This is a genomic window from Cellulomonas sp. JH27-2, assembly GCF_014837175.1.
Lineage (GTDB): Bacteria > Actinomycetota > Actinomycetes > Actinomycetales > Cellulomonadaceae > Cellulomonas.
The window spans coordinates 237,116-254,461 of record NZ_JACYFR010000003.1; the positions used below are offsets into that span (position 1 = coordinate 237,116).

The 17,346-nt window shown below is 72.6% G+C and carries 13 protein-coding genes; 8 read left to right on the top strand and 5 right to left on the bottom strand.

The features are described from left to right. Window positions 1-17: 17 nt before the first annotated feature. Together IC607_RS17730 and IC607_RS10145 are read right to left on the bottom strand one after the other, a co-directional pair. Window positions 18-2,135 carry a glycosyltransferase family 39 protein gene (locus IC607_RS17730; RefSeq protein ID WP_191787267.1) on the bottom strand — a complete coding sequence of 706 codons (2,118 nt, stop codon included), beginning with the start codon at window positions 2,133-2,135 and terminating at the stop codon, window positions 18-20. Beyond that, a complete protein-coding gene (locus IC607_RS10145) occupies window positions 2,132-3,400 on the bottom strand; it encodes a bifunctional glycosyltransferase family 2/GtrA family protein (RefSeq protein ID WP_191787268.1) in 1,269 nt (422 codons plus the stop codon). The genes IC607_RS17730 and IC607_RS10145 overlap by 4 nt, the downstream gene beginning before the upstream one ends. Window positions 3,401-3,510: 110 nt before the next feature. Between IC607_RS10145 and IC607_RS17850 the strand changes: the two genes are divergently transcribed. The 4 genes from IC607_RS17850 (at window position 3,511) to IC607_RS10165 (ending at window position 7,620) form a co-directional block, all read left to right on the top strand. Next, window positions 3,511-4,188: a TetR family transcriptional regulator gene (locus IC607_RS17850; RefSeq protein WP_370526128.1), complete on the top strand. Its 678-nt coding sequence runs from the start codon at window positions 3,511-3,513 to the stop codon at window positions 4,186-4,188. Continuing rightward, window positions 4,185-5,099, top strand: a complete 915-nt coding sequence (locus tag IC607_RS10155; RefSeq protein WP_191787269.1) for an ABC transporter ATP-binding protein — start codon at window positions 4,185-4,187, stop codon at window positions 5,097-5,099. Before IC607_RS17850 ends, IC607_RS10155 begins: the two co-directional genes overlap by 4 nt. Then, entirely contained in the window at window positions 5,096-6,715 is a 1,620-nt protein-coding gene (locus IC607_RS10160) for an ABC transporter permease (RefSeq protein WP_191787270.1), read from the top strand. The genes IC607_RS10155 and IC607_RS10160 overlap by 4 nt, the downstream gene beginning before the upstream one ends. 335 nt (window positions 6,716-7,050) lie before the next feature. After that, window positions 7,051-7,620, top strand: coding sequence for a hypothetical protein (locus tag IC607_RS10165; protein WP_191787271.1), 570 nt, complete (start codon window positions 7,051-7,053; stop codon window positions 7,618-7,620). Window positions 7,621-7,632: 12 nt separating this feature from the next. Here IC607_RS10165 and IC607_RS10170 read toward each other — a convergent pair whose 3' ends face one another. The 3 genes from IC607_RS10170 to IC607_RS10180 form a co-directional block, all read right to left on the bottom strand. After that, on the bottom strand, window positions 7,633-9,162 hold the full coding sequence (locus tag IC607_RS10170; RefSeq protein WP_191787272.1) for a cell wall metabolism sensor histidine kinase WalK: 1,530 nt from the start codon (window positions 9,160-9,162) through the stop codon (window positions 7,633-7,635). Beyond that, the gene (locus IC607_RS10175; protein WP_304516312.1) at window positions 9,162-9,896 is read right to left on the bottom strand and encodes a response regulator transcription factor; all 735 of its coding nucleotides are present in this window, start codon (window positions 9,894-9,896) and stop codon (window positions 9,162-9,164) included. The genes IC607_RS10170 and IC607_RS10175 overlap by 1 nt, the downstream gene beginning before the upstream one ends. Window positions 9,897-9,961: 65 nt before the next feature. Beyond that, on the bottom strand, window positions 9,962-10,627 hold the full coding sequence (locus IC607_RS10180; RefSeq protein WP_225224815.1) for a TetR/AcrR family transcriptional regulator: 666 nt from the start codon (window positions 10,625-10,627) through the stop codon (window positions 9,962-9,964). A gap of 117 nt (window positions 10,628-10,744) precedes the next feature. On the opposite strand from IC607_RS10180, the gene IC607_RS10185 reads away from it, so the two are divergent. The 4 genes from IC607_RS10185 to IC607_RS10200 all read left to right on the top strand — a co-directional run bounded on the left by IC607_RS10185 (window position 10,745) and on the right by IC607_RS10200 (window position 17,346). Next, window positions 10,745-13,267 (top strand): beta-glucosidase, encoded by a 2,523-nt coding sequence (locus IC607_RS10185; protein ID WP_370526129.1) that lies wholly within the window; start codon window positions 10,745-10,747, stop codon window positions 13,265-13,267. Between the two features lie 142 nt (window positions 13,268-13,409). After that, the gene (locus IC607_RS10190; protein WP_191787275.1) at window positions 13,410-15,119 is read left to right on the top strand and encodes an ABC transporter substrate-binding protein; all 1,710 of its coding nucleotides are present in this window, start codon (window positions 13,410-13,412) and stop codon (window positions 15,117-15,119) included. A 104-nt stretch (window positions 15,120-15,223) separates the two neighbouring features. Beyond that, window positions 15,224-16,369, top strand: coding sequence for an ABC transporter ATP-binding protein (locus tag IC607_RS10195; protein WP_191787276.1), 1,146 nt, complete (start codon window positions 15,224-15,226; stop codon window positions 16,367-16,369). Further along, entirely contained in the window at window positions 16,366-17,346 is a 981-nt protein-coding gene (locus tag IC607_RS10200) for an ABC transporter permease (RefSeq protein ID WP_191787277.1), read from the top strand. Before IC607_RS10195 ends, IC607_RS10200 begins: the two co-directional genes overlap by 4 nt.

A 17,346-nucleotide genomic window follows, 5' to 3' on the forward strand; every position in this document is an offset into this window, starting at 1 on the left:
GCCGGACGGGGCGGCGCTCAGGTGTCGAGCGATGCGCCCGACGAGGTCGACGTGCCCGACGAGGCGGACGACGCGCCCCCGGACAGGTCGTACATCGTCGTGCCGTCGACGGTCTGGGCCGTGAAGCTGTCCGCCACCCAGGCTGCGATGTCCGAGGCCGCGCTGGACCCGCCGTTCTGGCTGCCGAGGCTGCCGCTCCCGATGAACCAGTGGATCGTGCCGTCGGCGACGTCCTGCTGGAACTGCTCGAGCGTCGGCGACGGGTCGGTCCCGTTGAAGCCACCGATCGGCATGACCGAGTGCTGCGTGGCGAGCTGGTAGCTCGCCGCGTTCTGCGAGCCGACGGTCGCCGCGACCCACGTGTACTCGTCGGCGTCCTCGAGCAGCAGCTGCTCGACCTCGGTGCTCACCGACGACCCGTTGAGCAGGCCGCCCATGCCGCCGCGACCGCCCTGGGCCTGTCCGCCCTGGGCCTGTCCACCCGGCGCGTTGCCCAAGCCGTTGCCGCCCTGCGTCGAACCGCCCTGGCCGGGCCGCCCACCCTGCTGGCCGTTCGGTCCGCCCTGGCCGCCTCCCTGTGCGCCAGGCCCGCCACCGCGACCGCCGCCGAACCCGGGTCCGCCGTTGCCTCCGGTGGAGACGGACGGCCCGGCGGTGACGATGGAGCCGGTGTGCGGTGTGGAGACGGTCTGCAGCGTGTAGGCCGTCGGCCCGGCGAGGCCGGCGACGAGCGACGCGACGGCGCCTGCGCCCAGCACGGCCCGACCGGCGACGTGCCCGACGAGCAGCAGGACGGCACCGAGCGCACCGAACACGAGCACGGCCCCGCGCAGCCACGGCATCCAGTCGGCGGAACGACCGAGCAGGACGAACGACCACGCGGCAGTCCCGAGCGTCACCACCGCGAGCAGCAGCAACGCCTCGAAGGCCGGTCGCCGGCGCCACACCTCGACCGCGCCGATCCCGACGAGCGCCGCGACCGCCGGTGCGAGGGCGACCGTGTAGTACTGGTGGAAGATCCCGCCCATGAACGAGAAGACGACGCCGGTCACGACGAGCCACGAGCCCCAGGCCAGGATCTCGGCGCGGCCGGGGTCGGTGCGTCCGAAGCGGCGGCGCAGCCACAGCGCCGCCACGCCCAGCACGAGCGCGGCGGGGACCAGCCAGGCGATCTGACCGCCGATGTCCGTGCCGAACAGCCGGCCCAGACCCGTCGTGCCCCACTGCGACGAGCGACCGCCTCCGACGGACCCGGTCTCGTCGCCCGTGATCCGCCCGAACCCGTTGTAGCCGAACGTCAGCTCCAGGAACGAGTTGTCCTGCGAGCCGCCGACGTACGGTCGCCAGGACGCCGGCACCAGCTCGACGAGCGCGATCCACCAGCCCGCGGCAAGGACCATGGCCCCGACGGCGACGAACCCGTCGCGCACGCGTCGGGCGAACGACACGGGAGCCGCCCACAGGAACGCGAGCGCCAGACCCGGCAGCACCAGGAACGCCTGCAGCTGCTTGGTCAGGAACGCGAACCCGACGAGCACCCCCGCGACGGCCATCCACCGCGTCGTGCGGCCGCCCTGGACGGCGCGCATCGTGGCCCACACCGACCCGATCAGCAGCAGCACCAGCAGCGCGTCGGGGTTGTTGAACCGGAACATGAGCGCCGCGACGGGCGTCAGGGCGAGGGCCGCGCCGGCGAGCAGGCCCGCGGCAGCCGAGAACCGCCGCCGCACGCTGTCCCACAGCAGCGCGACGGACGCCACACCCATGAGTGACTGCGGTGCCAGGATCGACCACGACGACAGCCCGAAGACCCGCACGGCGAGCGCGGACGGCCACAGGGAGGCGGGCGGCTTGTCGACCGTGATGGACCCGGCCGCGTCGGACGCCCCGTACAGGAACGCCTTCCAGGACTGCGACCCGGCCTGCGACGCCGCGGCGTAGAAGGAGTTGCCCCAGGCGGACGCGGACAGGTCCCACAGATACAGCACGGCCGTGCCGACCAGCAGCGCGACGAGCGCGGGGATCTCCCAGCGGGCGCGCGTGCGGGCGGTGGGCAGCGGTTCGTCGAGGCGGTCGTCGTCGGGCCGAGCCTCGGCCATCGAGTCCAGGTCGTGGACGGGGTGCGTGGTGGTCATCGGAGCGTCCCTTCCGAGGGAGTCACGGGTGTGGGCGCCGGGCGGAACACCCAGCTGCGCAGCAGCAGGAAGCGCAGGACGGTCGCGAGCAGGTTGGCCGCCACCAGGACGGCGAGCTCGAGCGCGCGCGGGGGGGCGGTCGTCGCGTGCAGGACGGCCAACGACGACGCGGTCAGTGCCCAGGCCAGCCCGAAGACGGCCAGGCCCTGCCCGTGGTGGCGCAGCACGCCACCGGCCCCGCGGACGCCGAAGGTCAGACGCCGGTTGGCCGCGGTGTTGGCGACGGCGGTGAGCAGCAGCGCGACGACGTTCGCGACCTGCGCGCCCATGGGCCCGGCCAGCAGCGCGTACAGCACGACGTAGGCCAGCGTGGACGCGACGCCGACGAGCGCGAACCGGACCAGCTGGCGCAGCAGCACGTTGCCGGGCTCGACGGGGGTCACGGGCCGGGCGTCCCCGACGAGCGGCAGGTGCGCGCGCAGGTCGGCGAGCGGGATGCGGCCGGCAGCCAGGTCGCGGCCGACGCGCACGACGCCGCGCAGGTCCGCCTTCGCGGTCGCGACGACGTCGACGCGGGAGTCCGGGTCGTCCACCCAGTCGACGGGCACCTCGTGGATGCGCAGGTTCGCGCGCTCGGCCAGCACCAGCAGCTCGGTGTCGAAGAACCACCCGGTGTCGGCCACGAGTGGCAGCAGCTCGCGCGCCGCGTCGGCCCGGATGGCCTTGAACCCGCACTGCGCGTCGGAGAACCGGGCGGCGAGCGCACCGCGCAGCACCAGGTTGTACGCGCGGGAGATGAGCTCTCGCCTCGGCCCCCGCACCACGCGCGACGTGCGCGACAGCCGCGTGCCGATCGCCAGGTGCGAGTGCCCGCTGACCAGCGGCGCGACGAGGGGGAGCAGCGCGCCGAGGTCCGTCGACAGGTCGACGTCCATGTAGGCGAGCACGGCCGCATCGGAGCCGAGCCAGGCGGTGTGCAGCGCGCGGCCGCGGCCCTTGGCGTCGAGGTGCACGACGCGCACGCCGTGCAGCTCGTCGGCCAGGCGGCGCGCGATCGGGAGCGTCGCGTCGGTGGACGCGTTGTCGGCGATCGTCAGGCGCGCCGGGTAGGGGAACTGCGTGTCGAGGAACGTGCGCGCGGCGCGCACGGCCCGCTCGAGTCCTGCTTCCTCGTCGTACACGGGGATGACGAGGTCGAGCACGGGCGCGCCGATGCGCGGGGGTGCGCTCAGCTCCTGCGTGCGGGGTGCGTCGAAGAGGTCCATGCCGACGACGATCCGCGCGCAACCTCGGCGGCCGCCCGGTCCCCCCTTTGCGCACCCTGTGAGGTGAGTGGAGGGTGGACAGGGGTGTTGAACGGGTGTTTAGTCGTTCTGTGGTGGTTGAACGGCGGTTCAGCGTTGGGGACGAGGGCCCCGCCGGCTCGGGAGCGCCCGAGCGGATCCGCGACGCGGCCGTCGCGCGGTTCGGGCGGGACGGCTTCGACGTCGGCCTCCGCGAGATCGCGGCGGACGCGCAGGTCAGCGCCGCGCTGGTGATCCACCACTTCGGCTCGAAGGACGCGCTGCGCGCCGCGTGCGACGAGCACGTCCACGCGGTCCTCGTCGGTGCGAAGTCCGACGCGATGCGCGAGGCGTCGCCGGCCGCGGTGATCGCCCAGCTCGCCACGATCGAGCAGTACGCGCCGGTCTTCGCCTACATGGTCCGCAGCCTGATGGCCGGCGGGCCGCCCGCGGCGGCGTTCGTCGACCGCCTCGTCGACGACGCCGAGGCCTACCTGGCCGCGGGCGTCGAGGCCGGCACGGTCCGTCCCAGCCGCGACCCGCACGGTCGTGCCCGGGCGCTCGCGGCGATGACCGTCGGCACCCTGCTGATGACGGAGCTGGACGCCGCCGTCGGCCGGGGCGTCGCCCCCACGCAGGACCCGGCGACGGCCGTCGTCGCCATGTCCGGCGCCACGATCGTGCCCGGCCTCGAGCTCTACACCCACGGCCTGTTCACCGACGACCGCTACCTGCAGGCCTACCTGCGCGAGCACCAGGAGGACGCATGACCGACGCGATCACCGCGACAGGGCTGGTCAAGACCTTCGGCGCCAAGCGCGCCCTCGACGGGTTCGACCTGCGCGTCGCGACGGGTGAGGTGCACGGGTTCCTGGGACCCAACGGTGCGGGGAAGTCGACGACGATCCGCGTGCTGCTCGGGCTGATCCGGGCCGACGAGGGCGAGGTCACCCTGCTGGGCGGCGACCCCTGGCGCGACGCCGTCGCGCTGCACCGGCGCCTGGCGTACGTCCCTGGCGACGTGACGCTGTGGCCGACGCTGTCCGGCGGCGAGTCGATCGACCTGCTGGGCCGGCTGCGCGGCGGCCTCGACCCGCGGCGGCGCGCCGACCTCGTCGAGCGCTTCGAGCTCGACACCACCGTCAAGGGCCGCGCGTACTCCAAGGGCAACCGGCAGAAGGTCGCGCTCGTCGCCGCGCTGGCCGCGGACGTCGAGCTGTTGCTCATGGACGAGCCGACGAGCGGGCTGGACCCGTTGATGGAGGCGCTGTTCCAGGAGGTCGTGCGCGAGGCGGCGGCCGACGGGCGCACCGTGCTGCTGTCCAGCCACATCCTGGCCGAGGTGGAGGCGCTGGCGCAGCGCGTCACGATCATCCGCGCCGGCCGGACCGTGCAGACCGGCACGCTCACGGAGCTGCGCTCCCTCACCCGCACCACGGTGCAGGTGGGCCTGCGCGACGCCGACGGGGCCGGAGCGGTGCTCGCGGAGCGGGTGCACGACCTGCGGGCCGACGACGGTCACCTGACGTTCGACGTCGAGGCAACCGCGCTCGACGACGTGCTGGCTGCGCTGCCCGCGCACGGCGTGACGTCGCTCGTCGCCCACCCGCCCACGCTCGAGGACCTGTTCCTGCGGCAGTACAGCGACGAGCTCGACGCGCTGCAGGTGCCGGGGCGATGACGACGACGGCCGTGCGCCCGGCCACGCAGGGGACAGCGGGCGCGCTGACCGGCACCCGCCCGCTGCTGCGGCTCGCGCTGCGGGCCGACCGCTGGCGCATCGTCGTCTGGGCGCTCGCGGTGGCGTGGCTGACGGTCGTCTCGGTGCAGTCGTACGACGACCTGTTCGGGACCCTGGCGGCCCGCGCGTCCCGCGCCAGGCTCATCGCGTCGCCCGCCGCCACCGCGATGGCCGGACCGGGGTACGGGCTCGACGACTACACGATCGGGGCCATGACGGCCAACGAGCTGGCGCTGTGGATCATGATCCCCGTCGCGATCATGGCCGTCCTCGCGGTCACCCGGCACCTGCGCCAGCCCGAGGAGGACGGACGCCTGGAGCTGGTGCGCTCGGCGCCCGTCGGGGCGGCGGCGCCCGTGGTCGCCGGGCTGCTCGCGGCGGTCGTCGGCGTGCTGGCCGTCGGTGCGACGACGTTCGTGGGGCTGCTCGCCACGGACCTGGACCCGGTCGGTTCCGCGCTCCTGTGTGCGTCGGTCGTCGTCGTCGCGCTGGTCCTGGCGGGCGCGTCGGCCGTCGCCTCCCAGCTCGCCGGGCACGCGCGCACGGCGTCGTCGCTCGGCATGGCGGCGATCGGCGTGGCGTTCGTGCTGCGCGCGGTCGGCGACGTGCGCGGGCCGCAGAGCACCAGCGTCTGGACGTGGTTGTCGCCGTTCGGCTGGTCCCAGGCGACCGCCCCCTACACGGAGGACCGTTGGTGGCCGCTGGCGATCGGGCTGGTCGCGACGGCCGTGAGCGTCGCGGTCGCGTTCGCGCTCGCGGGCCGACGAGACCTGGGCCGCGGGCTGCTGCACGAGCGGCCGGGCCGTGCGACCGGGCGGCTGCGCGGCATCGTCGGGCTCACGTGGCGGCGCCAGCGCACGTCCGTCCTGTCCTGGGCCGTAGCCGTCGTCCTCTGTGGGGCGCTCGTCGGGCTGCTCGCGGACGCGATCACCGACTTCGTCGCCGACCAGCCGACGTTCGACGAGCTCTTCGGCGGCGGTGACCCCACCGCCGGCGCCTTTGCGCTGTACAGCGTGTTCCTGGCGGTCCTCGCGTTCGCTTACACGACGACGGCCGTGGGCGCGGCTCACGGCGAGGAGCTCTCGGGCCGTGGCGCGACGCTGCTGGCCCTGCCCGTCTCGCGCACGCGCTGGCTGGGGGCGCAGGTCGGCGTCGCGGCCGTCGCCTCCGCCGCCATGCTGCTGGTCGCGGGCCTGGTGATGGGGCTGACGGCGGCCGCGAGCCTGGGCGACGCGAGCCGGATCGTGCCCCTGGTCGGCGCCGCCGCGGTGACGATCCCCGGGGTGGCGTGCGTGCTCGGCGTCGCGGTGCTGGTGCTCGGGCTGGCGCCGCGCGCCTTCGTCGTCGTGTGGGCGTACGTCGCCTACGTGGGTGTGATGGCGATGTTCGGTGACATCCTGCCCGACGGGGCCGGCGCCGCGTCCCCGTTCACGTACCTGCCCGCCCTGCCGGCCGAGCCGATGTCCTGGCCGCCGGTCGTCGCGTGCACGCTCGTCGGGCTGGGCGCGCTCGCCCTCGGGATCGTGGCGTTCCGTCGTCGGGACCTGCAGGGCTGATCACGCTCCACGACATGCCCGCCGATGGCGTCCTGAGGTCTCGGGCGTCTGGATAGGCTGCGTGCTGCTGCTGGTCACCGCGACGAGGGACGACGATGAGCGACACGAGTGGGACGCCGGCCTGGGCGCAGGGCGCGGGGGGTACAGCGCAAGGCGCGGAGGGTGCAGCGCAGGGCGCAGGAGGAACACCGACGACCCCGTCAGGCCCCGGAGCCTCGGCCGCGGGAACGCCCGGCACCCCGGGCACGGTCCCGGGAACCACGCCCGACGAGGCACAGACCGGATCGTCGGACGGATCGTCGGGCGGCGGTGGTCGACCGGCGTGGCTCCTGCCCGTGGCGATCGGCGTGGGCGTCCTGGTGGTCGTCGGCATCGTGATCGCGATCGTGACGTCCGGGGGCGGCGACGACGCGGCGGCCACGCCCACCGTCACGCCGACGGTCGTGCTGCCCGTCCCGACGCCGACGGTCGCGCCCGAGCAGCGCGCCGACCCGACGGACTTCACGAAGCTCCTGCCGGCCACGATCCTGCAGTACGCGTTCCAGTCGGAGAAGAAGGCGGACGCCCTGCTCCAGGCCGGCGCCGTCGAGGCCGTCACCGACACCTACGCCGACGGCGGGACCGGCACCCTCACGGTCGACGCCGCTCAGTTCGAGACGGCGGACGCCGCCGCAGCGGCCGCCAAGGAGGCCGCCGGAGCGACGAAGGTCGAGCCGACGTCCCCGGCCGCCGGCCTGCCCCAGCAGGGCGACGTGACCGCCGGCGGACAGAAGGTCGGCACTTACGCGATCGTGGACGCCGGCGACGGCAAGGGCCTCGCGATCTGGACCAACGGGACCGCGATGTTCCGCATGACGGCACCCGTCGGCGACATCGTGGCGGCGTACAGGTCGTACCCGATGTGACGGCCCGCGGCCTCAGGCCGCGGGCAGCGTGAGGGTGAAGACGGTGCCGCCGGCGGGTCCGCTGCCGGCGGTGATGGTGCCGCGGTGCGCCCCGACCACGGCGGCGACGATCGCGAGGCCCAGCCCGGTCGAGCCGGTGCCGCGCGTGCGGGAGGAGTCGCCGCGCGTGAACCGCTGGAACAGCCGGTCGCGCAGCTCGTCGGGGATGCCGGGCCCGTCGTCGGCCACGCTGACCTGCACGGACTCGCCCACGTTGCGCACGCCGACCGTCACGGTGGTGCCCGCCGGGGTGTGCACGCGCGCGTTGGCCAGCAGGTTCGCGAACACCTGACGCAGGCGGTGCTCGTCGCCGACCACCAGGGGACCCTCGTCGTCCTCGTCCAGCTCCGGCAGGTCGAGGCGCCACGTGTGGTCCGCGCCTGCGACGTGCGCGTCGCCGACCGCGTCGATGGCCAGCACGGCGAGGTCCACGGGTTCGGACTCGAGCGGGCGGCCGGCGTCCAGGCGCGCCAGCAGGAGCATGTCCTCGACGAGCGCCGTCATGCGCGACGCCTCGGACTCGATGCGGCTCAGCGCGGTGACCGCGCCGTCGGGCAGCACCTCGGGGGAGCGGCGCACCAGCTCGGCGTAGCCGCGGATCGAGGCCAGCGGCGTGCGCAGCTCGTGGCTCGCGTCGGCGACGAAGTGGCGCACCTGCGACTCGGACTCGTGCCGCGCTGTGAGCGCCTCCTGCACGTGGCCGAGCAGCTCGTTGAGGGCGGCGCCCACCTGGCCGACCTCCGTCGACGGGTCGGTGTCGCGCTCGGCGACGCGCTCGGCGAGCACCACCTCGCCGCGGTCCAGCGGCAGGCGGGACACGCGCGTCGCGGTCGCGGCCACGCGGTCCAGCGGCCGCAGCTCGCGGCGCACCAGCATCAGCCCGACGACGACCGTCGCGAGCACCGCGAGCACACCGATGACCACCTCGACCACCACGAACCGCGTGACGGTCTCGGTGATCGAGCTGGTGGGGAGCGCGGTGACGGCCGTCGCGCCCGTGGTCGTCGTGGACGAGATGGCGCGGTACGCGCCCAGGTCGCCGCCGAGGTCGACGGGGTGCGGGCGCCCGTCCGTCGGGACGGCGAGCAGCGCGCTGACCTGCGAGTCCGTGAGCTCCCGGAGCGTGCCTGAGTCGTCGATGTAGTCCGCGCGGACGTCCGTGGCGCCGTCGGGCGCGTACACGTTGACCGTGCCGGTCGACTGGCCGGGCTGGGAGTTGCCGGGGGAGGGACGCCAGTCGTCAGCCTGGCCGGAGCCGTTCCCGGAGCCCGTCTGGCCGGAACCGTCGCCGGCGAAGTCCGGGTTGAACCGCGCGGGCGCTGTGGCGGCCCGCTCGTTCGCGGCGACCAGCCGGCTGTCCACCTGGTCCATGAGGGAGGACCGCAGCGCGAGCGCGGAGACCGCACCCATGCCCGCGGCGACGACGGCGACGAGCGCGACGACCACCACGACGAGTCGTCGTCGCAGCGTCCATCGCTGCAGGCGCGCGGCGATCCGACCCATCACGCGGGCTTGAGGACGTACCCGACGCCGCGCAGCGTGTGCAGCATCGGCTCGTGACCCTTGTCGATCTTGCGGCGCAGGTAGGAGACGTACAGCTCGACGATGTTGGCCTGGCCGCCGAAGTCGTACTGCCACACGCGGTCCAGGATCTGCGCCTTGGACAGGACCCGCTTGGGGTTGCGCATGAAGTAGCGCAGCAGCTCGAACTCGGTGGCCGTGAGGCGCACGTCCTGCCCGCCACGGCTCACCTCGTGGCTGTCCTCGTCCATGACCAGGTCGCCGACGACGAGCACCGCGTCGTCACGTGCGGTCGAGGCGCCGGTCCGGCGCAGCAGCGCACGTAGCCGGGCGACGACCTCCTCGAGGCTGAACGGCTTGGTGACGTAGTCGTCGCCGCCGGCCGTCAGACCGGCGATGCGGTCCTCGACGGCATCCTTGGCGGTGAGGAACAGGACCGGCACGTTGGGGTGCGTGGCGCGCACACGGCGCAGCACCTCCAGGCCGGACAGGTCGGGGAGCATCACGTCCAGGACGATGACGTCGGGGTCGGTCTCCTTGACCTGCTTGACGGCGGCGGTGCCCGTGAGGGCGTGCTGGACCTGCCAGCCCTCGTACCGCAGGGCGGTGGAGAGCAGCTCAGCCAGCGTCGGCTCGTCGTCGACGACGAGGGCGCGCACCGGTGAGCCGTCGGGGCGCGTCAGGACCTGCGGGCGGGAGGGGGCGGTGATCGTCATGCGTCCAGCATGGCCCCGTCTCCTGCTGTTCTCCTGAGGGAAGTCTGTGAACTTCCTGAGCCTCGCTACAGCTCCAGGTGGGCGACGTCGGCAGGGTGCAGGACGGCGGACAGGATGGCCTCGATCGCGAACGTCGTGGACTCGGACAGGTCGACGTCGCCGTCGAGCAGCCACTGGACCTGCAGACCGTCCATGACGCCGATGATCGCGCTGGCGGCGCGCATGGCCTGCTCCCGCTCGACGGGGGCCGAGCCGGCGACGGACTGGATCGCGTCGGCGATCTCGCCGCGCAGGATGGCGAAGCGGTGCGTGACCCAGTCGCGGGCGGGGTGGTCCTCGGTGACGGACTCGGCGGTCAGCACGGTGTAGCCCTGCACGATGCCGCGGCGGTCGACGTTCATGCGCGCGGTGCGCATGAGGTGGCGGAACAGCTCGATGCCGTCGGGGATGTGCTGTCCCTCGAGCTCGCGCACGTCCTCGAGGTCGCGGTACTCGAGCACCTCGATGAGCAGCTGTTCCTTGGTGCCGAAGTGGTGCAGCACGCCGGCGTGGGTGATCCCCACCTGCTCGGCGACGTCGGCCAAGGACCCGTTCTTGTAGCCCTTGGCGCCGAAGGTCGCGGAGGCGGCGCGCAGGATCTCGGCCCGGCGCTCGGCGGTCCCCTTGCGCGGGTTGCGGGCGCCCGACCGCTTGGTGGCGGTGGCCGGGGCCGGTGGCACGTCGTCGTCCATGACCGAAACCATATCGTGACCGAAGTACTTACTGACAAGTCAGCAACATGTGCTTACATTCATCTCGCAGCACCCACCACGCAGCAGACAACGACGTCCTGGATGGAGCACCACCCCGTGTCACTCGACACCACGACCCAGCCGACGGCCGACCGGCCGGCGACCTCCCTCGCGGAGCTGCGTGAGCAGCTCACGCTCGAGGAGAAGGTCAGCCTCCTGGTTGGTGCCGGCCTGTGGTCGACCACCGCGATCGGCAGCATCGGGCTGCGCGCGATGTACGTCTCGGACGGCCCCGCCGGCGTGCGCGGCGTCTCCGAGGACGGTTCCGAGACGTCCGCGTCGTTCCCCGCGCCGAGCGCCCTGGCCGCGACGTGGGACGTGGACCTGGCCGACGAGGTGGGCGCGCTGTTCGCGTCCGAGGCCCGCCGCCACGGCGTCGACCTCGTGCTCGCCCCGCAGGTGAACCTGCAGCGCACGCCCGTCGGCGGCCGCCACTTCGAGTGCTACTCCGAGGACCCGGTCCTCACCGGCGACATCGCCGTGCACGTCGTCCGCGCCGCCCAGGACCGCGGCGTCGGCATGTGCGTCAAGCACTTCGTCGCCAACGACTCCGAGACGCAGCGCACGTCCTACCTGGCCAAGGTCGACGAGCGCACGCTGCGCGAGGTCTACCTGGCGCCGTTCGAGCGCCTGGTCCACGACGCACAGGCATGGTCGGTCATGGGCGCCTACTCCGGCATCGACGACGGCACCACCGCCGCGCCGGCCCTCGAGCACCGCCCGCTGCTGACCGGCGTCCTCAAGGAGGAGTGGGGCTTCGACGGCGTCGTCGTCAGCGACTGGGTCGCCACCAAGTCCGTGACCGGCGCGGTCGACGGCGGCATGGACCTGCAGATGCCCGGCCCCGACGGCCCGTGGGGCGACGGCCTGCTGGCTGCCGTCCTGGCCGGCGAGGTCGACGAGGCGGCCATCGACGAGAAGGTCGACCGGATGCTGCTCATGGCGGCGCGCGTCGGTGCGCTCGCCGGGCAGGACGGCGCGGGCGAGCAGCGCGACCAGGTCTTCGCGGTCGACGTGGCCGACGTGCTGCGCCGCCTCGTCGGGCGCTCGATGGTCGTCCTGCGCGACGAGCGAGGCGCGCTGCCGCTGGTCGAGAAGGTCGAGCGCGTCGCGCTCGTCGGCCCCAACGCCGTCGCACCGTTCGTGCAGGGCGGCGGGTCCGCCTACGTCCGCCCGGACCGCTCCTCGACCCCGGCCGCCGCGCTGCGCGAGGCGCTCGGCGCCGAGGTGTCCGTGCACGCGGGTGCCGTCTCCCGGATGCTGCCTCCCCAGCTCGACCTGGCCGGCCGGTGCCGCACCCCTGACGGCCGGCCGGGTGCGCTCGTCGAGGTGCTCGACGCGGCCGGTGACGTCGTCGAGTCGCACGTCATGACCGCGTGGAACGGGTGGTTCCGCGAGCCCGCGCCGCAGGCCGCGACGCTGCGCATCCGCGCCACCGTCGCGCTCGAGGAGCCCGGCGAGCACGAGGTGGGCGTCGGGACCGTCGGCTTCCACCGCATCACGGTGGGCGGCGAGGTCCTGTCCAGCGCCGAGCACCTGGTGGGCGCCGAGGTCATCCTCGACTCGAGCGTCAACGCCCCGACCCCGGTGGTGCTGAAGGTCCGGGTCGACGAGCCGACGACCATCGACATCGATGCCACCGTCCAGGCTGTGCACCCCGTCGGGTACGCGTCCTTCGCCCGCGCCGAGCTGGTCCACCGCACGCCCGGCACGTCGCCCGACGAGCTGCTCGCCGCGGCCGTCGAGGCTGCTGCCGCGGCCCACCTGGCGGTCGTCGTCGTCGGGACCAACGAGGAGATCGAGTCCGAGGGCTACGACCGCACCTCGCTCGCGCTGCCCGGCACGCAGGACGAGCTGGTCCGCGCCGTGCTGGCGGCCAACCCGAACACCGTCGTCGTCGTCAACGCCGGCGCACCCGTGCTGCTGCCGTGGCTCGACGAGGCACCATGCGTGGTGTGGGGCTGGCTCGGCGGCCAGGAGTGGCCCGAGGCGCTCGGCGACGTGCTGGTCGGACGCACCGAGCCGTCGGGCCGCCTGCCCTGGACGCTGCCCGCGGACGAGGCCGACGTCCCGGTGCCCGACGCGATCCCCGTGGACGGCGTCGTCGACTACCACGAGGGCGTCCACGTCGGGTACCGCTCGTGGCTGCGCCTGGACCGCACGCCCGCCGCGCCCTTCGGGCACGGCCTGGGCTGGACCACGTGGGAGCACGACGAGGCGTCCGCGGTGGTGGAGGCCGACGGCAGCGTCGTCGTGACCGCCACCGTGCGCAACACCGGCCGCCGCGCGGGCCGCGAGGTCGTGCAGGTCTACGTCGAGCCCCCGGAGGGGACGCCCACGGGCGACCGTCCGGTGCGCTGGCTCGGCGCCTTTGCCGTCGTGCACGCCGAACCCGGCACCCGCACGACCATCCCTGTCCGGGTGGACGCACGTGCGTTCCGGACCTGGGACACCGAACGGTCCGGGTGGGTCACCCCGCCCGGGACGTACCGGATCAGGGTCGGCCGCTCGTCGGGCGACCTCCGCCAGACCGTCGAGGTGGAGCTCCAAGACTCCGTCGCGACGCGCCCCGACAGCTAGGCCCGCACGACCCACGCAGTCTCGACGTGGTCCGCAGTCACGTCGACATCGAACCGAGACGTGTTCGTTGCCCCAACGACGCATCTCACGACTTACCGTCATCGCAGTTTCCGCAGGAGACAGAAAGTGCAAGGAGGCACTCGTGATCAAGCGCAAGCTCGTCGGGATCGTGGCCGGTGTGGCCGCCATCTCGCTGCTCGCCACGGCCTGCACGTCGGACGACAACAAGTCCGGCGACAAGCCCAGCTCCAGCTCGTCGGGCGACGCCGCCAAGGCGACCCGCTCGGACAAGGTCCTGGTCGTCGGCATGCCGAACGGCCAGCAGAAGGCCAACCAGAACCCCCTCGCCACCGGCTCGGCATCCCTGTCCCAGGGCTACGCCTTCGCGGTGTACGAGTCCTTGATGCAGATCAACGAGCTGAAGCCGACCGACCCCCCGACCCCCTGGCTGGCCCAGTCGGTCGAGTGGAACGAGGACTCGACGGTCGCCACGATCACGCCGCGCGCGGGTGTGAAGTGGTCGGACGGTCAGGACTTCACGGCCGAGGACATCGCGTTCTCGATCCAGCTCCGCAAGGACCACAAGGAGCTGAACACCGACTTCCCCGACCAGTACAAGTCGATCGAGACCGACGGCAAGACCGTCACGGTGACGTTCACCACGGGTGAGTACGTCAACCGCGACAAGCTCCTCAAGCTCCTGATCGTCCCCAAGCACCTCTGGGAGGGCCAGGACCCGGTCAAGTGGACCGACGACGAGATGATCGGGACCGGCCCGTTCAAGCTCAAGTCGTTCACGCCGCAGTCGCAGGTGCTCGAGCCCAACGACACCTACTGGGGCACCAAGCCGCTCGTCGGCGGCCTGCGCTACGACGCGTTCAACGACAACAACGGTCTGACGACCGCCCTGACCACCGGCCAGGCGCAGTGGGGCTGGACCTTCATCCCCAACTACGAGAAGACGTTCATCGCCAAGGACCCGGAGCACTACGCCCAGGTCGCCGGTGGTGGCTTCGGCGTCGACGTCCTGTTCCTGAACAACGCCAAGGGCCCGTTCAAGGACCCGGCGCTGCGCAAGGCGCTCAACATGGTCGTCGACCGCGCGGACATCTCGGTGACGGCCGGCTACGGCGTGTGGCCGCAGATCAAGAGCGTGACCGGTCTGCCGCAGCCGTCGGGTGACGCGTTCATCTCCGACGCCTACAAGGGCCAGGAGCTCTCGGTGGACGTCGACGGCGCCAAGAAGGTGCTGACGGACGCCGGCTACACGTGGGACAGCAAGGGTGCGCTCATGGACCCGAGCGGTGCCGCGGTGAAGTTCACGCTGACCGACCCGACGGGCTGGACCGACTACCTCGACGCCCTGGGCATCATCAAGGAGGGGGCGACCAAGCTGGGCGCCGTCGCCGACGTCAAGGGTGCCGTCCAGGACACCTGGTTCAACGACATCATCCCCAACGGCAACTTCGACGCCACGCTGCACTGGACCGACGGTGGCAGCACGCCGTGGAACATGTACTCGAACATCATGGACGGCGCCTCGTACGCCGACCTGGGCAAGCCGGCCACGTGGAACTTCGGCCGGTACAAGAACGACGAGGTCACCCAGGCGCTCGCCTCGTACAAGGCCGCGACCAACGACGCCGACCGCCAGAAGGCGCTCGACGTGGTCCAGAAGCACTTCGTCGAGGACGTCCCCGGCCTGGTCATCTGGTCGCGTCCCGCCGTCGCGCAGTACTCGACGGTCAACTACACGGGCTTCCCGACCGACAAGGACCCGTACGCGAACCCGCAGCCGACGGGTCCGCAGGCGGCGCTCATCCTGTCGAAGCTCGTCCCGACGCAGGACTGAACGTCGTCCTGACGACCTGAGCACGTGGTGCGGCGGGCGTGAACCTGCGCCCGCCGCACCGGCGTGCCCTCGCTGTAGACCGAACTCTCCCCCAGGTGATTCCGATGAGCACTCAGCCCCCGGCCCCCCCGCCGTCACCCCAGCGTGGCGGACCCTCCGACGACGTCCCCGTGCTGGCCGCGGTCGACCTGCGCAAGCACTTCCCCGTGCGCGGCTTCCGGTCGCAGCAGGTCGTGCACGCGGTCGACGACGTGAACCTCGAGCTGCACCGCGGGCGCGTGGTCGCCCTCGTCGGCGAGTCGGGGTCCGGCAAGTCGACGATCGCCCGGCTGCTCGCGCAGCTCATGCCGGCGACGGGCGGCCAGATCCTGCTGCACGGCGAGGACGCGCGCGTGAAGAACCGCCGCGGCTTCCGCCGGTACGTGCGCCGGGTCCAGATGATCTTCCAGGACCCCTTCGGGTCGCTGAACCCGATCCACACGATCCGCTACACGCTCACGCGCAGCGTCAAGATCCACCAGGGCAACCTGCGCGGCAAGGAGCTGGAGGCGGCGCTCACCCAGCTCCTCGAGCGCGTGCAGCTCACGCCTCCGTCGCGCTACATCGACAAGTTCCCGCACGAGCTGTCCGGCGGTCAGCGTCAGCGCGTCGCCATCGCCCGCGCGCTGGCCGCGGACCCTGAGGTGCTGCTGGCCGACGAGCCGATCTCGATGCTCGACGTCTCGATCCGCCTCGGCATCCTCAACCTGCTGCGCGACCTGCGCGACCGGCTGCAGATCGCCATCCTCTACATCACGCACGACATCGCGTCGGCCCGGTACTTCGCCGACCGCACGATGGTCATGTACGCCGGCCGCGTCGTCGAGACCGGTGACTCCGAGTCCGTGACGCAGGACCCCAAGCACCCGTACACCCAGCTGCTGGTGCGGTCCGCGCCGGACCCCGACGACCTCGACGCCCGCGCCCGCGGCGCCCGCGGCGAGGCCCCGAGCCTCGTCCGCCCGCCCACGGGCTGCCGGTTCAACCCGCGCTGCCCGTTCGCCAACGAGCTGTGCCGCACCGAGGTGCCGCCGCTGCTCGCCGTCGGCGAGGGCCGCGAGGCCGCGTGCTGGGGCTACGCCGACCGCGGCGACCGGCCTGAGCTCGGGGAGCTGCTGGACGTCTACGGTGACCGGCCTGCCGTCGACGTCTCCGTGATCGAGGCCCTGGACGCGACCGTCCCCGGCCCGAGGAAGGGGGACGACCGATGAGGTTCTTCGTCCGCCGCATCATCTTCTACGCGATCACGCTGTGGGCAGCGATCACGATCAACTTCTTCATCCCGCGCGTCATGCCGGGCGACCCGGTGCAGGCCGCGATCGCCGCGGGCGGCGGGACCATCAGCCCGGACGCCATCCCCGCGCTGCAGGCCCTGTTCGGCATCGACCCGACGCAGTCGCTGTGGTCGCAGTACGTCGACTACCTGCAGATGCTCGCGCACGGCGACCTCGGCACGTCGTTCACGTACATCGGCTCGCCCGTGCTGGACGTCATCAAGCAGGCGCTGCCGTGGACCATCGGGCTGGTCGGCATCGCGACGATCATCAGCTTCGTGATCGGCACGCTGATCGGGAGCGGCATCGGCTGGCGCCGCGGAACGTGGGCCGACTCGCTGCTGCCGATCTCGACCTTCTTCTCTGCGGTGCCGTACTTCTGGCTCGCCCTGATCGCCATCGCGATCTTCTCCGTGGCGCTGGGCTGGTTCCCGTCGAGCGGGTCCTACGACCGCAACATGGTGCCCAACCTGTCCTGGGACTTCATCGGCTCGGTGATCTACTACGGCACCCTGCCTGCGCTGACGATCGTCATCTCGTCGATCTCGGGCTGGATCCTGGGCATGCGCAACATGATGGTGACGGTCTCGTCGGAGGACTACGTGACCGTCGCCCAGGCCAAGGGCCTCTCGGAGCGCAAGGTGCTGTTCGGCTACGCCGCGCGCAACGCGATCCTGCCGCAGGTCTCCAGCTTCGCGCTGTCCCTCGGCTTCATCGTCGGCGGCACGCTGATCATGGAGATCGTCTTCTCCTACCAGGGCATCGGGTTCCTGCTGTTCAACGCGGTCAACGCCAAGGACTACCCCCTCATGCAGGGCTGCTTCCTGGTGATCACGATCGCCGTCCTGGCGGCCAACATCCTGGCCGACTTCGTCTACGGCGCGCTCGACCCGCGCACCCGTCAGGAGGGTTGA

What these genes read in the sequence shown, in the direction of transcription:
- IC607_RS10180 (WP_225224815.1), bottom strand. Translation starts at nt 10,627, where the DNA reads ATGGACGACGACGTGCCACCGGCCCCGGCCACCGCCACCAAGCGGTCG.
- IC607_RS10200 (WP_191787277.1), top strand. Translation starts at nt 16,366, where the DNA reads ATGAGGTTCTTCGTCCGCCGCATCATCTTCTACGCGATCACGCTGTGG.
- IC607_RS10195 (WP_191787276.1), top strand. Translation starts at nt 15,224, where the DNA reads ATGAGCACTCAGCCCCCGGCCCCCCCGCCGTCACCCCAGCGTGGCGGA.
- IC607_RS10155 (WP_191787269.1), top strand. Translation starts at nt 4,185, where the DNA reads ATGACCGACGCGATCACCGCGACAGGGCTGGTCAAGACCTTCGGCGCC.
- IC607_RS10175 (WP_304516312.1), bottom strand. Translation starts at nt 9,896, where the DNA reads ATGACGATCACCGCCCCCTCCCGCCCGCAGGTCCTGACGCGCCCCGAC.
- IC607_RS10145 (WP_191787268.1), bottom strand. Translation starts at nt 3,400, where the DNA reads ATGGACCTCTTCGACGCACCCCGCACGCAGGAGCTGAGCGCACCCCCG.
- IC607_RS10170 (WP_191787272.1), bottom strand. Translation starts at nt 9,162, where the DNA reads ATGGGTCGGATCGCCGCGCGCCTGCAGCGATGGACGCTGCGACGACGA.
- IC607_RS10160 (WP_191787270.1), top strand. Translation starts at nt 5,096, where the DNA reads ATGACGACGACGGCCGTGCGCCCGGCCACGCAGGGGACAGCGGGCGCG.
- IC607_RS17730 (WP_191787267.1), bottom strand. Translation starts at nt 2,135, where the DNA reads ATGACCACCACGCACCCCGTCCACGACCTGGACTCGATGGCCGAGGCT.